14 protein-coding genes are annotated in these 18,795 nt (G+C 50.2%); 5 read left to right on the plus strand and 9 right to left on the minus strand.

What is annotated here, in order from left to right; all coding sequences use genetic code 11:
* Positions 1-26 precede the first annotated feature (26 nt).
* Together B7990_RS08815 and B7990_RS08820 are read left to right on the plus strand one after the other, a co-directional pair.
* The gene (locus tag B7990_RS08815) at positions 27-3,248 is read left to right on the plus strand and encodes a type I restriction endonuclease subunit R (protein ID WP_088640604.1); all 3,222 of its coding nucleotides are present in this window, start codon (positions 27-29) and stop codon (positions 3,246-3,248) included.
* Between the two features lie 61 nt (positions 3,249-3,309).
* Positions 3,310-3,936, plus strand: a complete 627-nt coding sequence (locus B7990_RS08820) for a hypothetical protein (RefSeq protein WP_088640605.1) — start codon at positions 3,310-3,312, stop codon at positions 3,934-3,936.
* A gap of 137 nt (positions 3,937-4,073) precedes the next feature.
* Here the strand turns inward: B7990_RS08820 and B7990_RS08825 are convergent, their stop codons facing one another.
* A complete protein-coding gene (locus B7990_RS08825) occupies positions 4,074-5,126 on the minus strand; it encodes a Fic family protein (RefSeq protein ID WP_088640606.1) in 1,053 nt (350 codons plus the stop codon).
* A gap of 388 nt (positions 5,127-5,514) precedes the next feature.
* On the opposite strand from B7990_RS08825, the gene B7990_RS08830 reads away from it, so the two are divergent.
* Positions 5,515-6,357, plus strand: coding sequence for a 50S ribosomal protein L11 methyltransferase (locus tag B7990_RS08830; RefSeq protein WP_088640607.1), 843 nt, complete (start codon positions 5,515-5,517; stop codon positions 6,355-6,357).
* A 223-nt stretch (positions 6,358-6,580) separates the two neighbouring features.
* Here B7990_RS08830 and B7990_RS08840 read toward each other — a convergent pair whose 3' ends face one another.
* From B7990_RS08840 to B7990_RS08865, 6 genes are all read right to left on the minus strand, one after another.
* A complete protein-coding gene (locus B7990_RS08840; RefSeq protein WP_088640609.1) occupies positions 6,581-7,285 on the minus strand; it encodes a hypothetical protein in 705 nt (234 codons plus the stop codon).
* A gap of 148 nt (positions 7,286-7,433) precedes the next feature.
* Positions 7,434-9,833 (minus strand): YgiQ family radical SAM protein, encoded by a 2,400-nt coding sequence (locus B7990_RS08845; RefSeq protein ID WP_088640610.1) that lies wholly within the window; start codon positions 9,831-9,833, stop codon positions 7,434-7,436.
* Between the two features lie 76 nt (positions 9,834-9,909).
* The gene (locus B7990_RS08850) at positions 9,910-10,947 is read right to left on the minus strand and encodes a fibrobacter succinogenes major paralogous domain-containing protein (RefSeq protein ID WP_088640611.1); all 1,038 of its coding nucleotides are present in this window, start codon (positions 10,945-10,947) and stop codon (positions 9,910-9,912) included.
* Between the two features lie 33 nt (positions 10,948-10,980).
* The gene (locus B7990_RS08855; protein ID WP_088640612.1) at positions 10,981-11,634 is read right to left on the minus strand and encodes an epoxyqueuosine reductase QueH; all 654 of its coding nucleotides are present in this window, start codon (positions 11,632-11,634) and stop codon (positions 10,981-10,983) included.
* Positions 11,635-11,672: 38 nt separating this feature from the next.
* The gene (locus B7990_RS08860; RefSeq protein ID WP_088640613.1) at positions 11,673-12,062 is read right to left on the minus strand and encodes a hypothetical protein; all 390 of its coding nucleotides are present in this window, start codon (positions 12,060-12,062) and stop codon (positions 11,673-11,675) included.
* A gap of 191 nt (positions 12,063-12,253) precedes the next feature.
* A complete protein-coding gene (locus tag B7990_RS08865; RefSeq protein WP_088640614.1) occupies positions 12,254-13,609 on the minus strand; it encodes a hypothetical protein in 1,356 nt (451 codons plus the stop codon).
* Positions 13,610-13,690: 81 nt separating this feature from the next.
* Here B7990_RS08865 and rsmG point away from each other — a divergent pair, with 81 nt between their 5' ends.
* A complete protein-coding gene (gene rsmG, locus B7990_RS08870) occupies positions 13,691-14,458 on the plus strand; it encodes a 16S rRNA (guanine(527)-N(7))-methyltransferase RsmG (RefSeq protein ID WP_254917423.1) in 768 nt (255 codons plus the stop codon).
* Positions 14,459-14,646: 188 nt separating this feature from the next.
* Here the strand turns inward: rsmG and B7990_RS08875 are convergent, their stop codons facing one another.
* Positions 14,647-16,815, minus strand: coding sequence for a PorV/PorQ family protein (locus B7990_RS08875; protein ID WP_254917424.1), 2,169 nt, complete (start codon positions 16,813-16,815; stop codon positions 14,647-14,649).
* The gene (locus B7990_RS14840) at positions 16,808-17,371 is read right to left on the minus strand and encodes a hypothetical protein (protein WP_141099249.1); all 564 of its coding nucleotides are present in this window, start codon (positions 17,369-17,371) and stop codon (positions 16,808-16,810) included. Before B7990_RS14840 ends, B7990_RS08875 begins: the two co-directional genes overlap by 8 nt.
* Before the next feature lie 72 nt (positions 17,372-17,443).
* Here B7990_RS14840 and B7990_RS08885 point away from each other — a divergent pair, with 72 nt between their 5' ends.
* Positions 17,444-18,634, plus strand: coding sequence for an FKBP-type peptidyl-prolyl cis-trans isomerase (locus B7990_RS08885; RefSeq protein ID WP_088640616.1), 1,191 nt, complete (start codon positions 17,444-17,446; stop codon positions 18,632-18,634).
* Positions 18,635-18,795 lie beyond the last annotated feature (161 nt).

An 18,795-nucleotide genomic window follows, 5' to 3' on the forward strand; every position in this document is an offset into this window, starting at 1 on the left:
AAATTTCTCACAAAGGATTTAGTCAAATGCCGTCAATCTACAACGAAAACGCCTACGAGCAATGCCTTATTGAGTTGTTCAGGGAAACCCTGGGCTGGGATTATTGCTATGGGCCCGATGTAGAGAGGGATTTTCGAGACCCGCTTTACGAGCCGGTTCTTGAAGAAGCGATTTGCCGAATTAACCCGAAGGCGGATTCGCATGCCATTGCAGAGGCGTTGAACAAGATTCGCCATTTTGAAAATAACGACCTTGTAAAACAGAACGCCTTGTTCATGGATTATATCCAGAACGGCGTCGAGGTCACTTATTCAAAGAATGGCGAAACAAAGGCCGACATTATTTACCTGGTCGATTACAAGAATGTCGGGAACAATTCCTTCATTTTTGCGAACCAGTGGACGGTTGTCGAGAAGTCCAACAAGCGGCCCGATGTTCTGCTGTTTTTGAACGGGCTGCCGATTTGTCTGTTTGAGCTCAAGTCTCCAAGCCGCGAAGAGACTGATGCAAGCGAAGCCTACTTGCAGATTCGTAATTACATGCAAGAAGTCCCGAGTCTGTTCATTTACAACTGCATTTGCGTGATGTCGGATCAGCTTGTTTCTAAGGCGGGTACGATTACGAGCGGCGACGACCGCTTTATGGAATGGAAGACGAAGGACGGCGACAAAGAAACGACTGCGCTTGCCGATTTCACGACTTTCTTTGAAGGAATTTTCCAGAAAGAACGGCTGCTGGACATCATCAAGAATTTTATCTGCTTCAACAACGAAGGGCTGAAAAGTTACAAGATTCTGGCTGGGTACCATCAGTATTTTGCAGTCCGCAAGGCGATTGTCCGCACGGAACAGGCCGTGCAGGGCGACGGTAAAATCGGCGTCTTCTGGCATACGCAAGGCTCGGGTAAATCGCTCAGCATGGTGTTTTATGCGCACTTGCTACAATCGACGATTGAAAGCCCGACGATTGTGGTGATTACCGACCGCAACGACCTTGACAATCAACTTTACACGCAATTTGCCAACTGCAAGGATTTTCTGCGACAGGTTCCTGTTCAGGCGGAATCGCGCGAACATTTGAAATCGCTGCTGAACGGGCGCAAGGCGAACGGCATCATCTTTACGACGATGCAAAAGTTCGAAGAATCGAACGAGCCACTTTCTGACCGCCGCAATATCATTGTGATTGCGGACGAAGCGCACCGTGGTCAATACGGCTTGACTGAAAAAATCAAGACAACGAAGGATGACCAGGGCAATTTGATTGCGCATAGGGTCAAGGGTACTGCTCGCATTATCCGCGATAGCCTTCCGCACGCCAGTTTTATCGGATTCACGGGAACGCCTATCAGCCGCGACGACCGCAACACTACCGAAGTGTTCGGCAACTATATCGACATTTACGATATGACGCAGGCGGTCGAAGATGGTGCGACTCGTCCTGTCTATTACGAAAGCCGCGTTGTCAAACTCAAGTTGGACGACAAGGTCCTCAAGCAAATTGACGATGAATACGATTTGCTCGCCGGTAATGCAGACCCGGAAGTCATCGAAAAGAGTAAGCGAGAATTGGGCCAGCTAGAAAGTGTCCTCGGGAACGGCAAGACGATTGCTTCGCTGGTGGATGATATTCTTGAACATTACGAAGAACATCGCGAACACCTTTATACGGGCAAGGCGATGATTGTAGCATACTCCCGCGACATCGCAATGAAAATTTACGAGCGAATTTTGGAACTGCGCCCTGAATGGGCGGGGACAACATCGCAAGTGACAATCGGCTCGAAGTTGGTTACAGTCCCCGGTGACGACGCAAAGGTTGCCGTGGTCATGACGGAAAGCAACAAGGATCCGGAAGAATGGCGACCGATTGTCGGCAATAAATCGAAACGCCAAGAACTTGCTGTCCGTTTCAAGGATAACGAAAGCCCTTTGAAGATTGTCATTGTCGTTGATATGTGGCTTACAGGATTCGATGTGCCGTCGCTTGCCACGATGTACGTTTTCAAGCCGATGGAAAGCCACAACTTGATGCAGGCCATTGCCCGTGTGAACCGCGTTTATCAGGACAAGGAAGGCGGCCTCGTTGTTGATTACATCGGAATTGCAAGTGCGCTCAAGCGCGCAATGAACGACTATACCGTTCGCGACAGGAAACGCTACGGTGATATGGATATTGCCAAGGATGCGTTCCCCAAGTTCCAAGAAAAACTGGAAATTTGCCGCAGTCTGTTCCACGGATTCGATTACTCCAAATTCTTTACGGGTTCCGCACTACAAATTGGCATGTGCATTACCGATGCACTAAACTTTATTCTGGACCCGAGCCGCGAAGAGCAGAAAAAATCGTTTATCAAGGAAGGGTTGATGTTGCATCAATCGCTTTCGCTGTGTTCTTCGATTGTGCCAAAGAACATGCAGGCCGAGGTGAACTTTTTCGAAGCGGTCCGCGTGCAAATTATGCGTTTTCTCTACGGCCGCGGCGACAAAAAGTTCAGCCTAAAGGATGTCAACGAGCGCATTAACGAACTCTTGAAACAGAGCGTTAAATCAGATGGCGTACTGAACTTGTTTAGCGATGTTGGTGAAAAGTTCTCACTGTTCGATCCGAAATTCCTTGAAGATATCGCCAAGATGAAGCAGAAGAACATCGCGGTTGAAATCCTGAAAAAGTTGATTGCAGAGCAGGTCAAGGTTTATTCGCGCACGAATGTGGTAAACGCGCAGAAATTCTCTGAACTTTTCCAAGGGGCGATGAACCGTTACTTGAACGGAATGCTGACTAACGAACAAGTCATTCAAGAAATGCTCAATTTGGCACAGCAAATTAAGGAAGCCGCATTCTCTGGCGAAAAGCTTGGCTTGACAAAAGAAGAAGTCGCGTTTTATGATGCGCTCACCAAGCCCGAAGCCGCAAAAGATTTCTATAGCAACGATCAGTTGGTCGCCATGACCCGCGAACTAACGGAACTCCTCCGCAAAAATAGAACGATCGACTGGCAGCGCAAAGAAAGCGCCCGTGCCAACATGCGCAGGCTCATTAAACGCCTGCTGAAGAAATATAAGTATCCGCCCGAAGGCCAGGAAGATGCCCTAAAGACCGTCATCAGCCAATGCGAAATGTGGACGGATAACATGGATGATTTCGAAACGACTGAAGAAAATGCCGCAGTCAACAACCTGCTGTATTTTGCGCCTGAAATGCAATACAAAAATGTAGCTGAAAAGCAGGCTGATTATAAGGCGTAAGTGATATCTTTTATTTATCCTTGATGACGGTATAACTTTCCCTATTAAATTAGGTAGTTCCATGTTCACCTTCATTCGCAATTTTTTTGAACGCCGCAAGGCCCTTGCTGCTGAACGGAATCGCTTATGTCACGATTTGCTACAACGGGTTTCTTGGGCGCTGTCGGATTATATTGATGCGAGCAAGACGAAGGAAACCCTTCAAAAGTGGATTGACGATAAAAGTAAGTTGCTTGTTGAACTGAACGATATCAGCGAATTTAAAAGGTCGTCTTACTACAAACAATTAAAGCTGCAAAGAAAAATTTTTGATGAATTCTATGCGCAGGCGCCCAATAAGATTAAGGCTTTTATTGCAGAAGAGCAACAAAAGCGTGCTGATGCCGAGTATGTTTCAAAGAAAGTGAATCAGTGGGCTTCGGAACAAAAGTCACAAAAGATTAAAGCGTCAAAATCGAAGGATTTGGGTCGGAAAATAGCGAAGTTGGCGGTGAATGCGGAGGAATCTATTCCTGCAAATGACATGTGTACTTGTTGCGGAAAAGATGGTAAAAGAAAGATGTTGTATCCAACAGAGGGTGAGGCGCTTATTGTCGCGGAACATCGTTCTAAACAAAGTGGGATTCCGTTGCATGTTTATCCATGCCCCAATGGTTGTGGATTTCATATTACAAGCAATCAGGGATAATCGTTTAATGCTGATTACTGCATGATGTGATTCTCTGTCAAATGGAGAATTGCGTCTTTTGCGTTTATAACGCAACGCATTTCGCCTCGGCACCCTCGACAGAAGTATTTACTCACGGCAAAGGGCGTCGCTGTTTATCACGGATGACGGTCCACAAGCTTATATCGCATGCTGCGGCCGCCTTTTTTGTTTGTCTCGAGGATTCCTTTGTCCATGAGACTCTGGATTTCGCGGAGGGCGGTGTCGTGGCTTGCATTGAAAAAGGCGGCCGCTTCTTTTGCGGTGAAGGGTTGCGCGAGACGGCCTGCCATGATTTCATCGATGAGCTGTTGTTCGCGGGCGCTGAACGTGTCGTTTGCGTGGGCGCTGCGGAACTGGATGCGGCTGATTGCAGAGGCGAAAAGTTGTTCGCTGTCCTTGATGGCGTCTCGCATCATTTGCAGGAACCATAAAATCCATTCGGTGAGATCGCCGCTAGCGGCTTGCGTTCGTGCGAGAATCTTGAAGTAGTCGCTTTTGTGAATGTTAATTTGTTTGTTTAGCGCGTATTGGCAATGAGTCGTGTTCTCGGTGCGTGCAAGTTGCATGGCCGTGATGGCGCGGGCGAGTCTTCCGTTTGCGTCGGCGAAGGGGCGAATCGTGATGAACCAGAAATGTGCAATTGCGGCTTTAATCACCCCATCTATATTTGCGCTTTCGAACCACGATAAAAAGTTTTCCATTTCGCTTTGGAGGCGTTCCGGGTTCGGGCCTACAAAATGGAGCGTCTTGGGAGCGAAATCGGGGGCGGTCGCGTCGATGGTCGTTTGCACTTCGCTGGGTGATTCGCGGAACTTTAAGACTTTGTTCTGACCCATCGCGGAATGCCAGTTGAATAGGCGTTCTTCGGTGAGGGGCTGCGAGGCGTTCTGGATGGCGCCTAGATAGTTCTTGATGTAGTTTTGCGAACCTTTGCTTTTGAGTTCCACTTCGGCTAGCGTGTTCGTGGGGTCGAGCGTGTAGCCGTCGATGGCGTAGTTGGCGACGATGTCTTCGGCGAGGAGCTTGGCTTCGATGTCCTTCAATCCGCAGATCTGCATGATTCCGATGAGCTTGCCTTCTTCAAGGCGTGTCTGCCCAAGCGCTTGGAGCACCTTGGGAGAATCGAAGCGGAATCGCGTCCAGTCTGGGAATTGGTGGATGTAAAGCATGGTTATTCGACGTTGTTAGTCTAAATATATTCTTTTTTAATCTCTAGCTTTTGAATAGTCACTTTGTTGAATATACTATGATGTGAAAACATAAAAAGCTAGTTTAAAAGTAAAAACAGCTTCAAAACGAGAAAAACGTTAATTATTTAGAATTGATAGATATTCGTGTTGAGAATGGGAGCGTCGGCCAAGGTATTGTCTTCGCAGTAGCGTGCAAAACGAGAGTCGCGGGCGACTGCTTGCAGGCGCACATGACCGAGTGAAGCCGCTGACGCCGTAGGCGTCAACTCCGAGCTGGGGCCCCGCCCGCATGAAGATCTTTCTTGAATTATGGTTATAAAAATTCGAAAGCTAGGCGGCGAGCCTTTAATTTTCATAAATTTAAACTATGCAGAAAATTGAAACTTGGTACAAGGCTGAGGGCAACTGCCCCGATGAAGAATATGAAATTGCAAGCTACCTGCTTTTCGAGGCGGGTGTTGCGACGCTCGAAGAACTCGACCCGGTGACCGCTGGCCGCACGGAGTTCTGTTTTTACACGGGCGACAAGGCGGAACGCGACCGCATCGTGGCGGAATTTCCGCAGTACAATTTCAAGGTCACCGAAGAGCCTGCAAAGGATTGGGACAAGTGGTGGCGTGACCGTGCGCAGCCTGTGGCTGTGAGCGAGCACCTTTGGGTGCGCCCACCTTGGGTGGAGTTTACGCCGGAAGATCCTGAAGCGGTTGTCTTGGAACTTGAGGCAAAGACTGCATTTGGAACGGGCGAGCACGAAACGACTAGTAGCTGTGCTGCGCTTATGGAAAACGTTGATTTCAAGGGCAAGACTGTTCTCGACATTGGAACGGGTACGGGCATCTTGGCGATGTTTGCTCGTCGTAAGGGCGCAAGCCTTGCTGTGGGTACGGAAATTGATCCGCTTACGATTCCTTGCATTGCGGAAAACTTTGAACGCAATGGCTTTGGCGAAAGCGACTGTGTGCTTGGATTCCTGGATGCGTTCAAGGACGGAACGAAGTTCGACGTGATTCTCTGCAACATGATCCGCAGCGAACTTTGGCCGCTTCGCGACGACATCGAAGACTTGCTCGCCGAAGGTGGTGAACTTATTATTAGTGGACAGCTCGTCACAGAAAAGGATTACATCCTCAAGTGGTTCGAAGAAGCCGGCTTCAAAGTCTCCGTTGAACGCGAAAAAGGCGAATGGTGGAGTGTGCTTGCGCACTCCTAAATGAGCCGTAAGGGCGACAAACGCATAAGGCGAGTGTTGCAGCCAAGAGTGTGCAAATTTATCAAGCATAAACCATTTATGGTTTTATATTTGATAAATGAAGCCACGGACGCGAAGCGTCAACCTCGCTTGGCTATAACCGAGCCGCGCGTTTGGCAAAATCACTTCGTGATTTTGCAATGGTGGAGTGTGCTCGCACACTCCTAAATGAGCGAATGTAAATTCAGGTAAGTTCTTTCCACTTGAAGAATAGCTTCTTCAGCTTCTGGAAATAGAACTTACTCTCTTCCGTATCGATAAAGAATGTGGCAACGCACACCACGAGGTGTACGCTGAAAACTATGCTCACGATAGCACTGGCGATGTAATATGCGCCAAACATATTTCCGTGAACAAATTCAATGTGATTCCATAGAAGCCAAGCTAGCGAACATACTGCGAAGGCTTTCAGGACTTGCGTGTTGTTCTTGACAAGAGCGAAAATGCTTGCCGAAATCGATGCTATGGTCATAACCACGACAGGTACAGAATGGTCGTGCCCAATATGTACCAAAAATCCCAATCCGTCTATCAAAAAGGCTACGGCGCAGAATCGGAGCAGGCCCAGGTTCACACGGTTCCCTTCCGGAAATTTCATTCGCCCTATAAACAACGAGACGACATAGATAACCATAAACAAATTTATAAAGTGGTCGGCAAGCCATTGTAATAGGAACCCGATTCCCGGTGACACAGAAAGATTTAAATACGCATGTGCATAAGTTATACTACCGACAATAATCACTATTATCATAATGACGGAATAGACCATCAGGAGTCTAGTGTTCTTCTTTACGAAGACGATTATCCCCACAAGAGCAACAATGGTACTTATGAGAATCATTGGAATGAAGTCTGCAAATGACTCGCCTTCTTCGAATTCTCTCATAGTAATTCGCAACAATAGCCCCGCGACTGAATTCAGCGAGTTTACTGCAATCAGGATAGAGAATAGTCTAAGTAGGGCGAGATTCATTAGTGTTACAAGTGCGGGGTGATAAAGAGCCTGGGATGACTGCTCGGCGGCGGTCCCGCTGCTACTTCTTAAACGTCGGTTTCTTGAAGCCCTTGCCGTGTGAGCGGCGGCTGGCGAGGTTTATTTCGCCGCTGTTGAAGCGGTTCTTGTCTTCTACATTGCGGTGCTCGCGGAACGGTGCATTCTGCTGGTTCCCGCGGCGATCCCCATTGCGATCGAAGTCTCGGCGGTCTTCGAACACATTGCCACGGCGGTCAAAGTCGCGGCGATTCTCGTTACGATCGAAATCTCGGCGGTCATCGAATCGGCGGTCGCTGTGGAATCCGCGACGTTCTTGGCGTTCTCCATCTCGTTCAAAGCGGTCGCGACTCTCGCTGAATCCGCGATTCTCGCCAAAGCGGTTCCCGCGACTTTCACTAAAGCGTTCTTCGCGGAACTGAAATTCGCGCGGTTCCCTTTGCGGCTCGCGTCCTTCGTTAAAGCCACGACCTTTGTACCCTTCGTCTCGCCAGCGGTTCTTGACTTTCTCTTTTTTCGGGCGCAAAGCTTGCGTGCGTTCGTCGCGCTTTTGCATTTCGCGATTGCGGAAGTCTTCGTTTTCTTCGCGTTCCTTGCTCGGGAAGTATTCCTTGCCCTCCGCCATTGCTGTACGGCTCAGCAGCAGGCGGCTGACCTTACCCATCTTGAGTCGTTCCAAAACTTCTCGCAGGTGTGGGCGGTTTGCAGGAATGTACCAGAAGAAGAACTGCTTCTGGTTCGCTTTTTCTTCGGGCGTTTTTGCGACAAAGAGTGGCTTTCCGTCCGGCGTCATTTCGGCGTAGAACATCTCGGTCGCAATGGTCATCGGCGTTGGTGTAAAGTCTTGAACTTGTTCCAACTGGAAACCCAATTGCTTTGTTTCGAGTGCAAGTTCAGCCATGTCCGCTTCGGTGCATCCCGGATGGCTACTGATAAAGTACGGAATCAGCTGTTGCTTTTTGCCGATGCGCTTACATTCGTCGTCAAAGAATTCCTTGAACTTGTGGAACAGCGTAAAGCTCGGCTTGCGCATCAGTTTCAAAACGGCGTCGCTCGTATGCTCCGGTGCGACCTTCAAGCGTCCGCTCACGTGGTAGTCGATGAGTTCGCGGGCGTATTCTTCGTGGTCCTTGCGGAGTTCTTCGTCATCGGTCTCCTGCAAGAGCATGTCGTAACGAACGCCACTTCCGATGAACAGATGCTTCACTTTCGGATGGTTGCGCACTTCGCGATAAAGGCTCAAGATTTCGGCGTGGTGCGTGTCCATGTTGTCGCAAATCTTGGGCGTAAGGCAACTTGCACGGGCGCACTTTTGGCAACGGCTCGGGTCGCGGCCACGCATGTTGTACATGTTTGCGCTGGGGCCGCCGAGGTCTGTAATCGTTCCGGCAAAGCCTTCCATATTCGTCACGATTTCGACTTCGCGCAGAATGCTTTCGCGGCTACGGCTTGCGATGAACTTGCCCTGGTGTGCGTTGATGGCGCAGAAACTGCAACCGCCAAAACAGCCACGGTGCGTGTTGATGCTGAACTTGATCATGTCAAACGCCGGAATGTTGCCGCGTTTCTTGTAACGCGGGTGCGGTTCACGGGCGTAGGGGTATTCAAAACTTTCGTCGAGCTCGCCGTATTCGAGCGGCGGGTACGCGGGGTTAATCACCACGGTTTGTTCGGCGACATCTTGCAGAATGCGGTGCTGGAACCACTTGTTGCATTCGATGTCCACCCTGCGGCAGTTCTCGATTTGGTTTCGCTTGCTTTCTAGACATTCTTCGTAGCTGTAGAGTCGCAAGTCTTCCCACTTGCTGTTCTTCGGGACATTTCCCTTGGGCGCCAAGTAGGCAGTTTGCGGAACAGAATTCAGGCTTGAGAACGGAACGCCTTTTTTGAGCAAACGAACGATTTCTTTGAGTGGCTTTTCGCCCATGCCGTAAACGAGAATGTCGGCTTGCGTATCGAACAGAATGCTCGGCTTGAGTCTGTTGCTCCAGTAGTCGTAATGCGTCACGCGACGAAGGCTCGATTCGAGACCGCCAATGAGGAGCGGCACATCGGGGTAGAGCTTTTTCAAAATTTTTGCGTACGTGTATGTCGCGTAATCGGGGCGGAATCCGGCCTTGTTCCCTGGCGTAAAGGCGTCGTCGCTGCGGAGGCGCTTTGCGGCGGTGTAGTGGTTCACCATGGAATCCATGCCGCTCGAAATCGCAAAGAAAAGCCTCGGCTTTCCAAGCTTCTTGAAATCGCGCAAGTCATCGCGCCAGTTCGGCTGCGGCAAAATCGCTACGCGCAAACCCTCATGTTCCAAAAGTCGCCCGACAACCGCATGCCCAAAGCAAGGGTGGTCCACGTAAGCGTCGGCGCTGATGATGATCACGTCAACGTAATCCCAACCGAGTTCGTCCAGGTCTTCTTTGCAAATGGGTAAAAATCGAGGATCGTACATAATGGAACTTATGGGGTTAAAAAGTTTATAAACCTAAAGATAGAAAACGCGAGTGCGGGCGAAATTTATTTTCGTCTTACTCGGCGGCCCCTTTGACGCAACGGACGGATAGCCCGGAGTTTGGTTTTGTCAATACGAATCTTGTGTAATCTTCGTTATATTCAAATATGACTAGGGTTGCGAGTGATTCATATTGTGATGTTGAGGCCCACAGGTAGCCCGTTATACCCTTGTTCCTGAAGGTCTCTGAGTTTACGATCCCTGCGGCAACGATAGAAAATCCGTATTCGTTTGTGTTTTCGAGGCCGTTTCCCCAGCTGTCAATTGCTTTCAGCGATGTTCCTGCGCAACGGTATACGGGTGGATTTCCGTCTTTTATCACAATATCGCAAGAGTGCTCTGCGATGAGTTCCTGCCATTCATCTTCGGTGGGTAAATGCCAACCTTCAGGACAAACTTTTTTTGCCGCTTCCCAAGTGTAGAGCCTGCCGAATTTTTTACAGTTTTCAGGTTTGTCGTCGTAACACCAGCTAGTTACATCTTCGTTCTCTTCGCTCTCAATTTCATAGTTCATGTTTTGCGCGGTCCACACATGGTTACTGATGACGAGGGTTCGGTAAACCTGGTCATCGCGCTTGTCTAAAAATTCGCCATAAGAAATGTCTGGATTCAGGTATTCCATGGTGACGCAGTCGTGCTCTTCGCAATCGTAAAAGCGGAGTTCGGCGCTGGACTTTGGCATCTCGGAACTGGAACTTTCAGCGATGCTTGAACTGGTTTCGGGCCGTTTTGAACTAGATGACTTTGGCTGTGAACTGGACGATTTCGGGGCAGACTCTGAACTGTTTGATGCCTTTGTCTTGCTGGAAGAAGATTCCGATTTGTCAGATGATGAAACTTTAATTTCGACGTGATTGGAAAAGTAAATGTTCTTCTTGGTTGGGCGTAAATAAGAGCTGGAGGAACTTTCGCTTGAAGAATCGATAATGATCTCGATGACTCTAATGGAACTTGAAGTCCTGTCTTCGTCGTGCGCATTGGTTGTACTATCGCTGCAAGCACTTGCGACGATTCCCCCGAAAAAAGCCAATACGTATAACCAGATCTTGATCATCCTATAAAAGTATATATAATTGCGCTTCAAATGTCACGCTGTTTTGTTGGCTTCGCGTTCCTCCGCTTCGCGCATGGAGTAGACGCAGCCGCAGAAATTCTGGCGGTAGAGGTTGTATTCGTGCGACAGCTGTATGGAACGCTTGTAACCGCCCTTCTTCTTGAAATCGCTCGGGAGGCGTTTGATGCCGTAGATGTCACATTGTTCCTGCACGACCTCGTTGAGCACCTGTGCGTCCTTCATCGGGCTTATGGTGAGCGTTGTCGTGAAGTAGTCGCAGTTCAGTTCTTTCGCAAGTTTCGCTGATTCAGCAAGGCGCAGTTCAAAGCACTTGCGGCAGCGCTTGCCCCCTTCGGGTTCTTTCTCGAGCCCGCGCGCGACATCGTAAAACTTTTTCGGATCGTATTCGCCCTCGACAAGCGTGACGGGATACTTTGTCTTGAACTCGGCGACGAAACGCTTGATCTCGTTTACGCGATGCTGGTATTCTTCGGCGGGAGCGATGTTCGGGTTGTAATAGAAAAGAGTTATCTTGAAGTACTGCGAAAGGTATTCGATCGTGTAGCTGCTGCACGGCGCGCAACAGGCGTGTAACAAGAGTGTCGGCACTTCGCCCGTGCGCTCAAGCCTGCGGATGATGCGGTCTAGGTCAACTTGGTAATTGTGCTTTTGTGCAACCTTATCCATTTTCTCTCGCCTACTGTCTACTTCTAACTTCCAACTGTCTACTGAACCGTTCCCACTGCGACAATCCAGAAGCAAATGGTCGATGCTGCGGCGAGCGGCCCCATCACATGGCGTTCTTTTGCACTTAAGCTAAAAAAGACGGTTGCCGTGTAAAAAGTCAGGTAAACAGCAAAGAAAAAGGCGAGGATGCGCACAATCCCGAACGGAACCGTCTCCGGGAGCACATGCCCTGCGCTCAGGAGCGTAAAAAGTGCCACGAATTGCATAATAATTGGCATTATGAATGCCCGGCGGACTTCCTGCGGAACGACTTTGTGGCGACCATTCATGGCGTACATGCCGAGCGGTGCACCGAGCGCAAGCGCGATGTTTAATGCGATGGAGGGCAGAAAAAAGACGGATCCGATGATAGCTGCGATATAGAACATACCATTAAAATAAAAAAATACAATAAAAAAAGGACTCCTTCAGGCAAAGGAGGTAACCTAAAGGAGTCTGAGAGTGTTTGGGTACTATTAATTATAGATTTCTTCTTGTCTCTAAATGTGGTTATTTTAAAAAATAGTGGTTACAGGAGTGTCCAGACTTGTTTGAAACTGAATTGGCGGGAATAAATGTCTCATTTTTTCAGAAAAAATTGGATATGAGCGAAATTTGGCCTGAATGGCTTAGTCTTTGTCTTTTTAAATGCGAATACAAAGTTGCAGCCGAGCGTTTCTCCGTCGAATTTGATCTCGTTTTGGACTGAAATGGCTTTAGCAGGGCTTGTTTCGGGCAACGAAAGAGCGAGTCTCGCAAATGCGCTTTTGGTGCGGTAAGCTGCTCCGAACTCGATTCTTGGCGGTTTAAAATGGTGATTGTGGCGCAGTAATAAACTGGCATTGAACGAGAACGGTTCCCATGCAGATGTAATGATGCTTTTCCATTCGGTGTTGCTACAGTTGTCGCTTGCTTCGCGGCAAGTTACGCTAAGGCTTGGACGTAGGCGCTCTGGGCCGGATTCTATGGAAAGCTTGAATCGGGCGCTAATGGAGTCTGTGGCGACGGGACTCAGAATTCGCGCCTTGAAGGAGAGGCTTGTATTGTATGTAGGCCACTTTGCGTTCACGGTTTGCGATGCCCAGAACCAGTTTTCGACGATGCCCTTGCTCAGGTTCAGCCCTTGCGGAATGCTGTCGCCGTGAATGTAGGCGGTTGTTTTCCATGAAAGGTGCGTTTGTTCACTTTGTAATTGGATTTTTACGAGTGGGCAATCTTGTCCGAATTGATACCAGGTGGAAATTTGTCCGAGCATCGTGCGTAATTGAACGGCCAAGGCGCCTGCATCGGGAAACTTCCAGAATGTGGCGCGAATTTCGTTGGAACGGTTCGCTTGGAATGCCATTTGCGCGTTGAACGTCCTTGTGCTGTCGAGAAATGTTCCCAGTTTAAATTTGCCGATGGGGTAGAGGAGTGCGGTTCCCCATAATGTATCGACTGGAATGTGGCTGTGAAATTCCGACGTAGAAACTTGTCCAAAATGCGCTTCGAATCCGTCACGCCGGTAAGACAGGAGTTCCTGCGATCCAAGGTGTAATTTGAAGTAGTAAAATTGGAGTTGCAGTTCTGCGCGGTGGCTTTTCAGGTGCCCATCGGAATCGTACCTGCCTTTCCAGGATATGCGCCCATGCGGAATGACCGAGGGGCTGTATGGAGGTTTGCTTTGCCTGGCCTCTTGCTTGGTGGCGCATGGCTCTTGGGCGTATACTTCGGCGAGCAGGCAGGCTTCGCTGTAGTTTTCTTCTTCAAGTTTTGAAAAAATTTCGTCTGCTTCTGCGGGGGTGATGATACCGTCGTCCCACCATTCAAAAACTTGCGAAACGTCAAAGGGTGCCTGCGCAAAATCCTCCGCTGGGGATGTCGGGGCGCTTTCTTGGGCTGGCGTTGCCGAAGCTGTAATTAAAGTGAACGTCAAAAAGAGAAGTAATTTTTTCAATAGGAGCCTCCACTATATATACACGCACGAGCGAAGATGTTGACCCCTATTTTTATTGAAAAACTTTTCTAACTTTTGGCTATGGCAAATTCATCTTGGTCAAAGAATTCCAAACCACGCAGTGGCGCGAGCGCGCTTGGTAAGGACTTTATCCCGCACATGAAAGCTCCGCGCACCGAATTTCCGCTTTTTAACGGAAAACGTGTCACTCCCTCGCTTGCAGGGCTCGACAAGCTATTGCATTACTACGGTGTGGAACTCCAGGAGCCGACGCTCAAGCAGATTTGGGAATTCCACCAGCTGCTCCGAGCGAACAATGACGACCAGGATTTGACACGCCTCAATGCTTTTGAAACGATGGTGGAGCGCCATTATGCCGACTGTACGCTCATCAACGCTTACGTGCCAAAGTGGCCTGCCCGCATGATCGATGTCGGCAGCGGCGCCGGTTTCCCGGGAATCCCGCTCAAGATTGTGAATCCGTCGATTAGGCTTACATTGTGCGAACCGCGTCCGAACCGCATCAACTTTTTGAACATGGTCATCGAAAAGATGGGACTCAAGGGCATTGACGTTTTCGGCCATAAGGTCACGAGCCGCAGCATGACGATCCCTGTCGATGGCGTGATTAGCCGCGCTTTTGAACTCATGGAAAAGACGCTCCCGCGCATCGCAAATTCCCTCAAGGTGGGTGGTCGCGTGTACTTCATGAAAGGCCCCGCCGTCGCTGACGAACTCAAGACGTTCTATCCTGAAGATTTCGGTTACAAGTTTATCGGGAAGCATTTCTACACCATCCCGAACAGCACACAGGACCGTGCGCTGATTATTCTCGAACGCGAAGAATAGGGCTGTTTTAAAATAGCGATGCCGGCGGAGTCCGGCATGACTTTTAAATGAAAAAAGTCAGGCTCAATACCTGACTTTTTTCGTTGCTTAAAAAAAAGATGCCCGCGATAGCGGGCATGACAAGTTTTTACTAATGACCAGTGACTAATAACTAGTAGCTAGTAACTAGTAACTGCGCCTTCGGCGCTTTAGAACTTGAACAGCATTCCAAAGCGCATCTGTCCGTCGCGAACGCCATCGGCACGGCCTACGTTCTTGATGGTTGCCCAGTCGAACTGCAGAACGTCGGAGAGCATCACGCCTACGCCGAAGTCCACTTCGTTGCGCTTGCCCATGCGGTCGTACAGATAACCTAAGCGAAGAGCGATGGTGTTGGAATAGATGAATTCCGTACCGACATTGAACACGCCCTGAAGGAAGGAATTCGTATCATCGTCTGGGTCAAAGAGGTCTTTCCAGCAGGCAATGTAGAATGGTTCAGGATTGCCTTTGTCGTCGTCAATCACGACTTCGCGGTTGTAGTCGAATGCGACCGTCCACTTGTAGTCCGCCATGCTAAGAATTTCATAAGAAAGTCCGAGACGCCAGGTCAAGGGGATCGGGTCTTCGATGGTCTTGTCCACGTAGTACACGCTCGGACCGATGTTTGCAAGGACCAATGCGAAATTCAGTTTCGGGATGAACAGGTTCTTCTTCAAGACGCCGATATCGAATGCGTAACCAAACGTGGTAGCTTCTTCTTCGCCTGCTGAAGCGCCGGAACTCAAGTCGGAGTAGAAGAACTTGATGGAGAGGCCGAGGCCCCAGTCGTTCGGGAAGCGGGTGCCATAGCTTACGCCACCGACGATTTCAGAACTGTTGTAAGCTACGAGATCATCAGCATCGAGGTCGCCAGAGACAACGGTCGAACCGAACGAGACGAAGTTCACATGCACACCGAGCGTTCCCCAGTCGTTGAGAGGAATGGTCATGCCGCCGTAAAGGTGGTAAAGGTCAGGGATGTTGAGGACCGGCAAAAGCTTTTCGTAGAAGGCCGTGAGCTGGTAGTCGGCGTCCTTGTACTGTTCCATGCCATTTGCCGTGCTGAACCACACGTCGTTGCCTTCCGGGAGGACTGCCCAGACCTTGTTGGTCGAAAGGCCGTTACCCTGGTGGTAGTGCATCCATTCGTCATCGCGTTTCGTGATTTCGGGATCTTCCTTGGAGCTGCGTTCGAGTTCTGCCTTACGACCGCTTGCCGTGGCGTAGTCTGGCAGGTGGCGCCAGACGCCGAGGTCGGTTGCGATCCAGATGGCGCCCTTGCGGTCCACAGAAACGTCGTTTACAGTGTTGTTCGCGAACTGCACCTGTTCCCACTTGCGGAGCGTGAAGTGCGAGAGACCGCCCTTGTGCGTTGCCCAGACGTGGTCAGAGCTATCGACTGCGAGGGCTGTCGGGTTTAAGTCCATGATGCCGTCTTCCTGGTTGAACAGGCTCCAGCGGTCTTTGTCGTTTGCACTCTTTTTCGGGGTAAGGCGGGCAACGCCTGCTCCATCGACTGCCACGTAAAGTTCCTTGCGGTTTTCGGACCACACGAGAGCGTTGATCTTTTGGCTCGGGAGAACCTTGCCCTTCTGTTCGAAGGCGCCGTTGCGGTAGACGAAAAGTCCGTTGTCCGTACCGATCCAGAGGGAGGCGCCTTGCTTGGCCAGAGCCGTGATGCGGCGTTCGCCGAGTTCTGATTCAAAGGACTTCCAGCTCTTGCCGTCAAAGCGGTAGAGGCCCTTCGGGGTACCGACCCAGAGCTTTTCGGTGAGGCTTTCGTAGAGGATTGCCGTGATGGTGTCCTTGACGACGAGGTCCCAAGGCATTTTTACTTCGACCACATGCGATTCGTCATCGGCGTTCTTCACGTCGTTAAAAGCCTTCACGATACGGGTGTATTCGTCGAGACCGCGTTCGGAACCAACGTACGTGCGTACGGCGTCCTTGATCTTGGCGTTCCCTTGCAAGGTGACGGAGTAGTAGTTGACCCACTGTTCACCGTCGAACTTGAGAATGCCCTGGGTCGTGCCTGCCCAAAGTTCGCTCTTGTCGAAAAAACCGTTTTTGGAACGGGATGCCATGTGCGTAAAGAACGGGGTCTTCTTTGCATCTGCCTTGTAGGAACTGCGCCATTCGTCGGCGAGCGGTCCGAATGCAAGCCCTGCCGGGTTGTAATACATGGCGGTTGCGTCATCGGCAAGTGCGGCTCCGACTTCGCCCATACCTAGCTGGCGGGCGCCAACGGGCATTTGAAGGGTGATGATGGCCGAACCTGTGGCGAGCGCCATGGCAGGTGCCAAAAGAATAGCTGATAATAATGACTTACTACGCAAGTTGCCTCCAATCCGGGACGTTGTAAGTGTTTCCGTGTGTCGGGATAACTGCCTTCCATCCAGATTTACTCGGGTTTTCCCAAGGTTGTTTAGGTAGAAGTTTGCAGTCGCAGCCCAAAACATAGGGGGGTAAGATTTCCGCGTGATTGCGAATCTGTTCGCGGGTGATGAAATTTTCCTCACTGACGAATTTACAATAATTCTTGCCTTTGGGACCAATCACAATTCTGTAAGTTGCGACGCCTTGCTTGTCCCCTTCGTCAATAGTCCTGATAGTTTCTTCGAGCGTCTTGTTCCACTGCTCGATGTAAGCTTGTCTTTGCTCCGGCGTGAGTGGCTGCGTTTCGAGCCATGCCCTGATCGATGCTTCGGAAGGCTTTACGGCGGTGAGCGTTTCGCGGGCGGGCCGTCCGATGGCGGCGTATTGCCCCGATACGTCGATAATTGGTTTTGCCGTTTCTTTTTCGTCGGTATTGTGTGTGCCCACGTAAATTCCGATTCCGGCGAGGACGATGGACAATAGCACAATCGCTATGACGATGATGATTGATAGCATATTTAAATCCGTTTACGATAAATCCTTACTCTCAAAAACTAGCATTTTCTATTTTATAAGGCAGGAGATATTATGTCAAAATTAAAGTTTTTTCTTGTGTTACTTGCTTCTAGTGTTGCCTTTGCGGTTCCTTTCAAGGCCGAAACTCTCAAAGATGGCAGCGGGGAACCCATTCGTGCGGGTCAGCTGATTAAAGTTCATTACAAAGGATACCTGGCTGTGGATAGTGCTCTTGTGAACAAATCTGCAACGGATTCGACAGTCGAGGCTCCCTATTTTGCAAACTCATATTACAGTGGTGAACCGCTTGAATTCACGATTGGCGTAGGCCAGGTGATTGAAGGCTGGGACAAGGGACTTGTGGGCATGAAGGTTGGCGAAGTGCGCAAGCTTTCGGTCCCTTCCGTGATGGCTTATGGCGATAATTCTCTCGAGGGCATTCCGCCTAATAGCGACTTGATGTTTGTTGTTGAACTTGTTCATGCTGAAAAGCCTCTGGATGCAGATAAATTTCCTGCTGATGTGGACAAACTCAAGTGGCGCGACATGGGTCGCGGGCTCAAGGTCTATGATGAAAAGGCTGGCAGCGGCAAGCTGAACGCTGCGGGTAACGTAATAAAGGTTCATTACACGGGCTGGCTCCTCTCTGGCCGCAAGTTCGGTAGCTCCAAGGACCTGGGCAAGCCGCTCGAAGCTGTGATGGGTGCTGGCAAGATGATCAAGGGCTGGGAAACGGGCCTTGAAGGGATGCGCGAAGGCGGTGTCCGCTGGTTGCGCGTGTCGCCTGCGATGGGCTATGGCGCTACGGCGTTCTCGATGATCCCGCCGAACTCTACGCTTTTGTTCCGCGTCGAGATGGTCTCCACCGATGTGGATCAGGAACTTGCAAAGCATATGGACTTTTTCCCGGATACGACGCTTCTCAAGTATGAAAACGGTCCGGAAGGACTTCGCTATGCTGTCGTGAAACAGGGCGAGGGCGAACCGGCCCGTGCTGGTCACCGCGCGATTGTGCATTACACGGGCTGGATGGTGAACGGCTACAAGTTCGACAGCTCCCGCGATCGCGGACAGCCGTTTGCATTTGAACTTGGCGCAGGCAACGTGATCCGTGGCTGGGAACTCGGTGTGCAGGGCATGCTTCCGGGCGAAAAGAGAATCCTCGTGGTTCCGCCTGGCCTTGGTTACGGCAGCCGCGGCGCAGGCCCGATTCCGGGCGGCGCAACGCTCATCTTCGCTGTGGAATATCTCGGGGAAGAGTAGCGGCGGGCGCCTTCGGCGAAGGCCGCAGTAGACAGTAGGAAGTAGACAGGATTACCGCTGTCGAAAAATGTTTGGAAAAGTCCGCCACGGCGGACTTTTTTTATACCCATTGACAAAATATCCATACCAAATGTTTACATTGTGGGTCCTCGGTGTTGTGT

Origin of the sequence: Fibrobacter sp. UWB4, assembly GCF_002210345.1 — a bacterium.
Taxonomy (GTDB): Bacteria; Fibrobacterota; Fibrobacteria; order Fibrobacterales; family Fibrobacteraceae; genus Fibrobacter.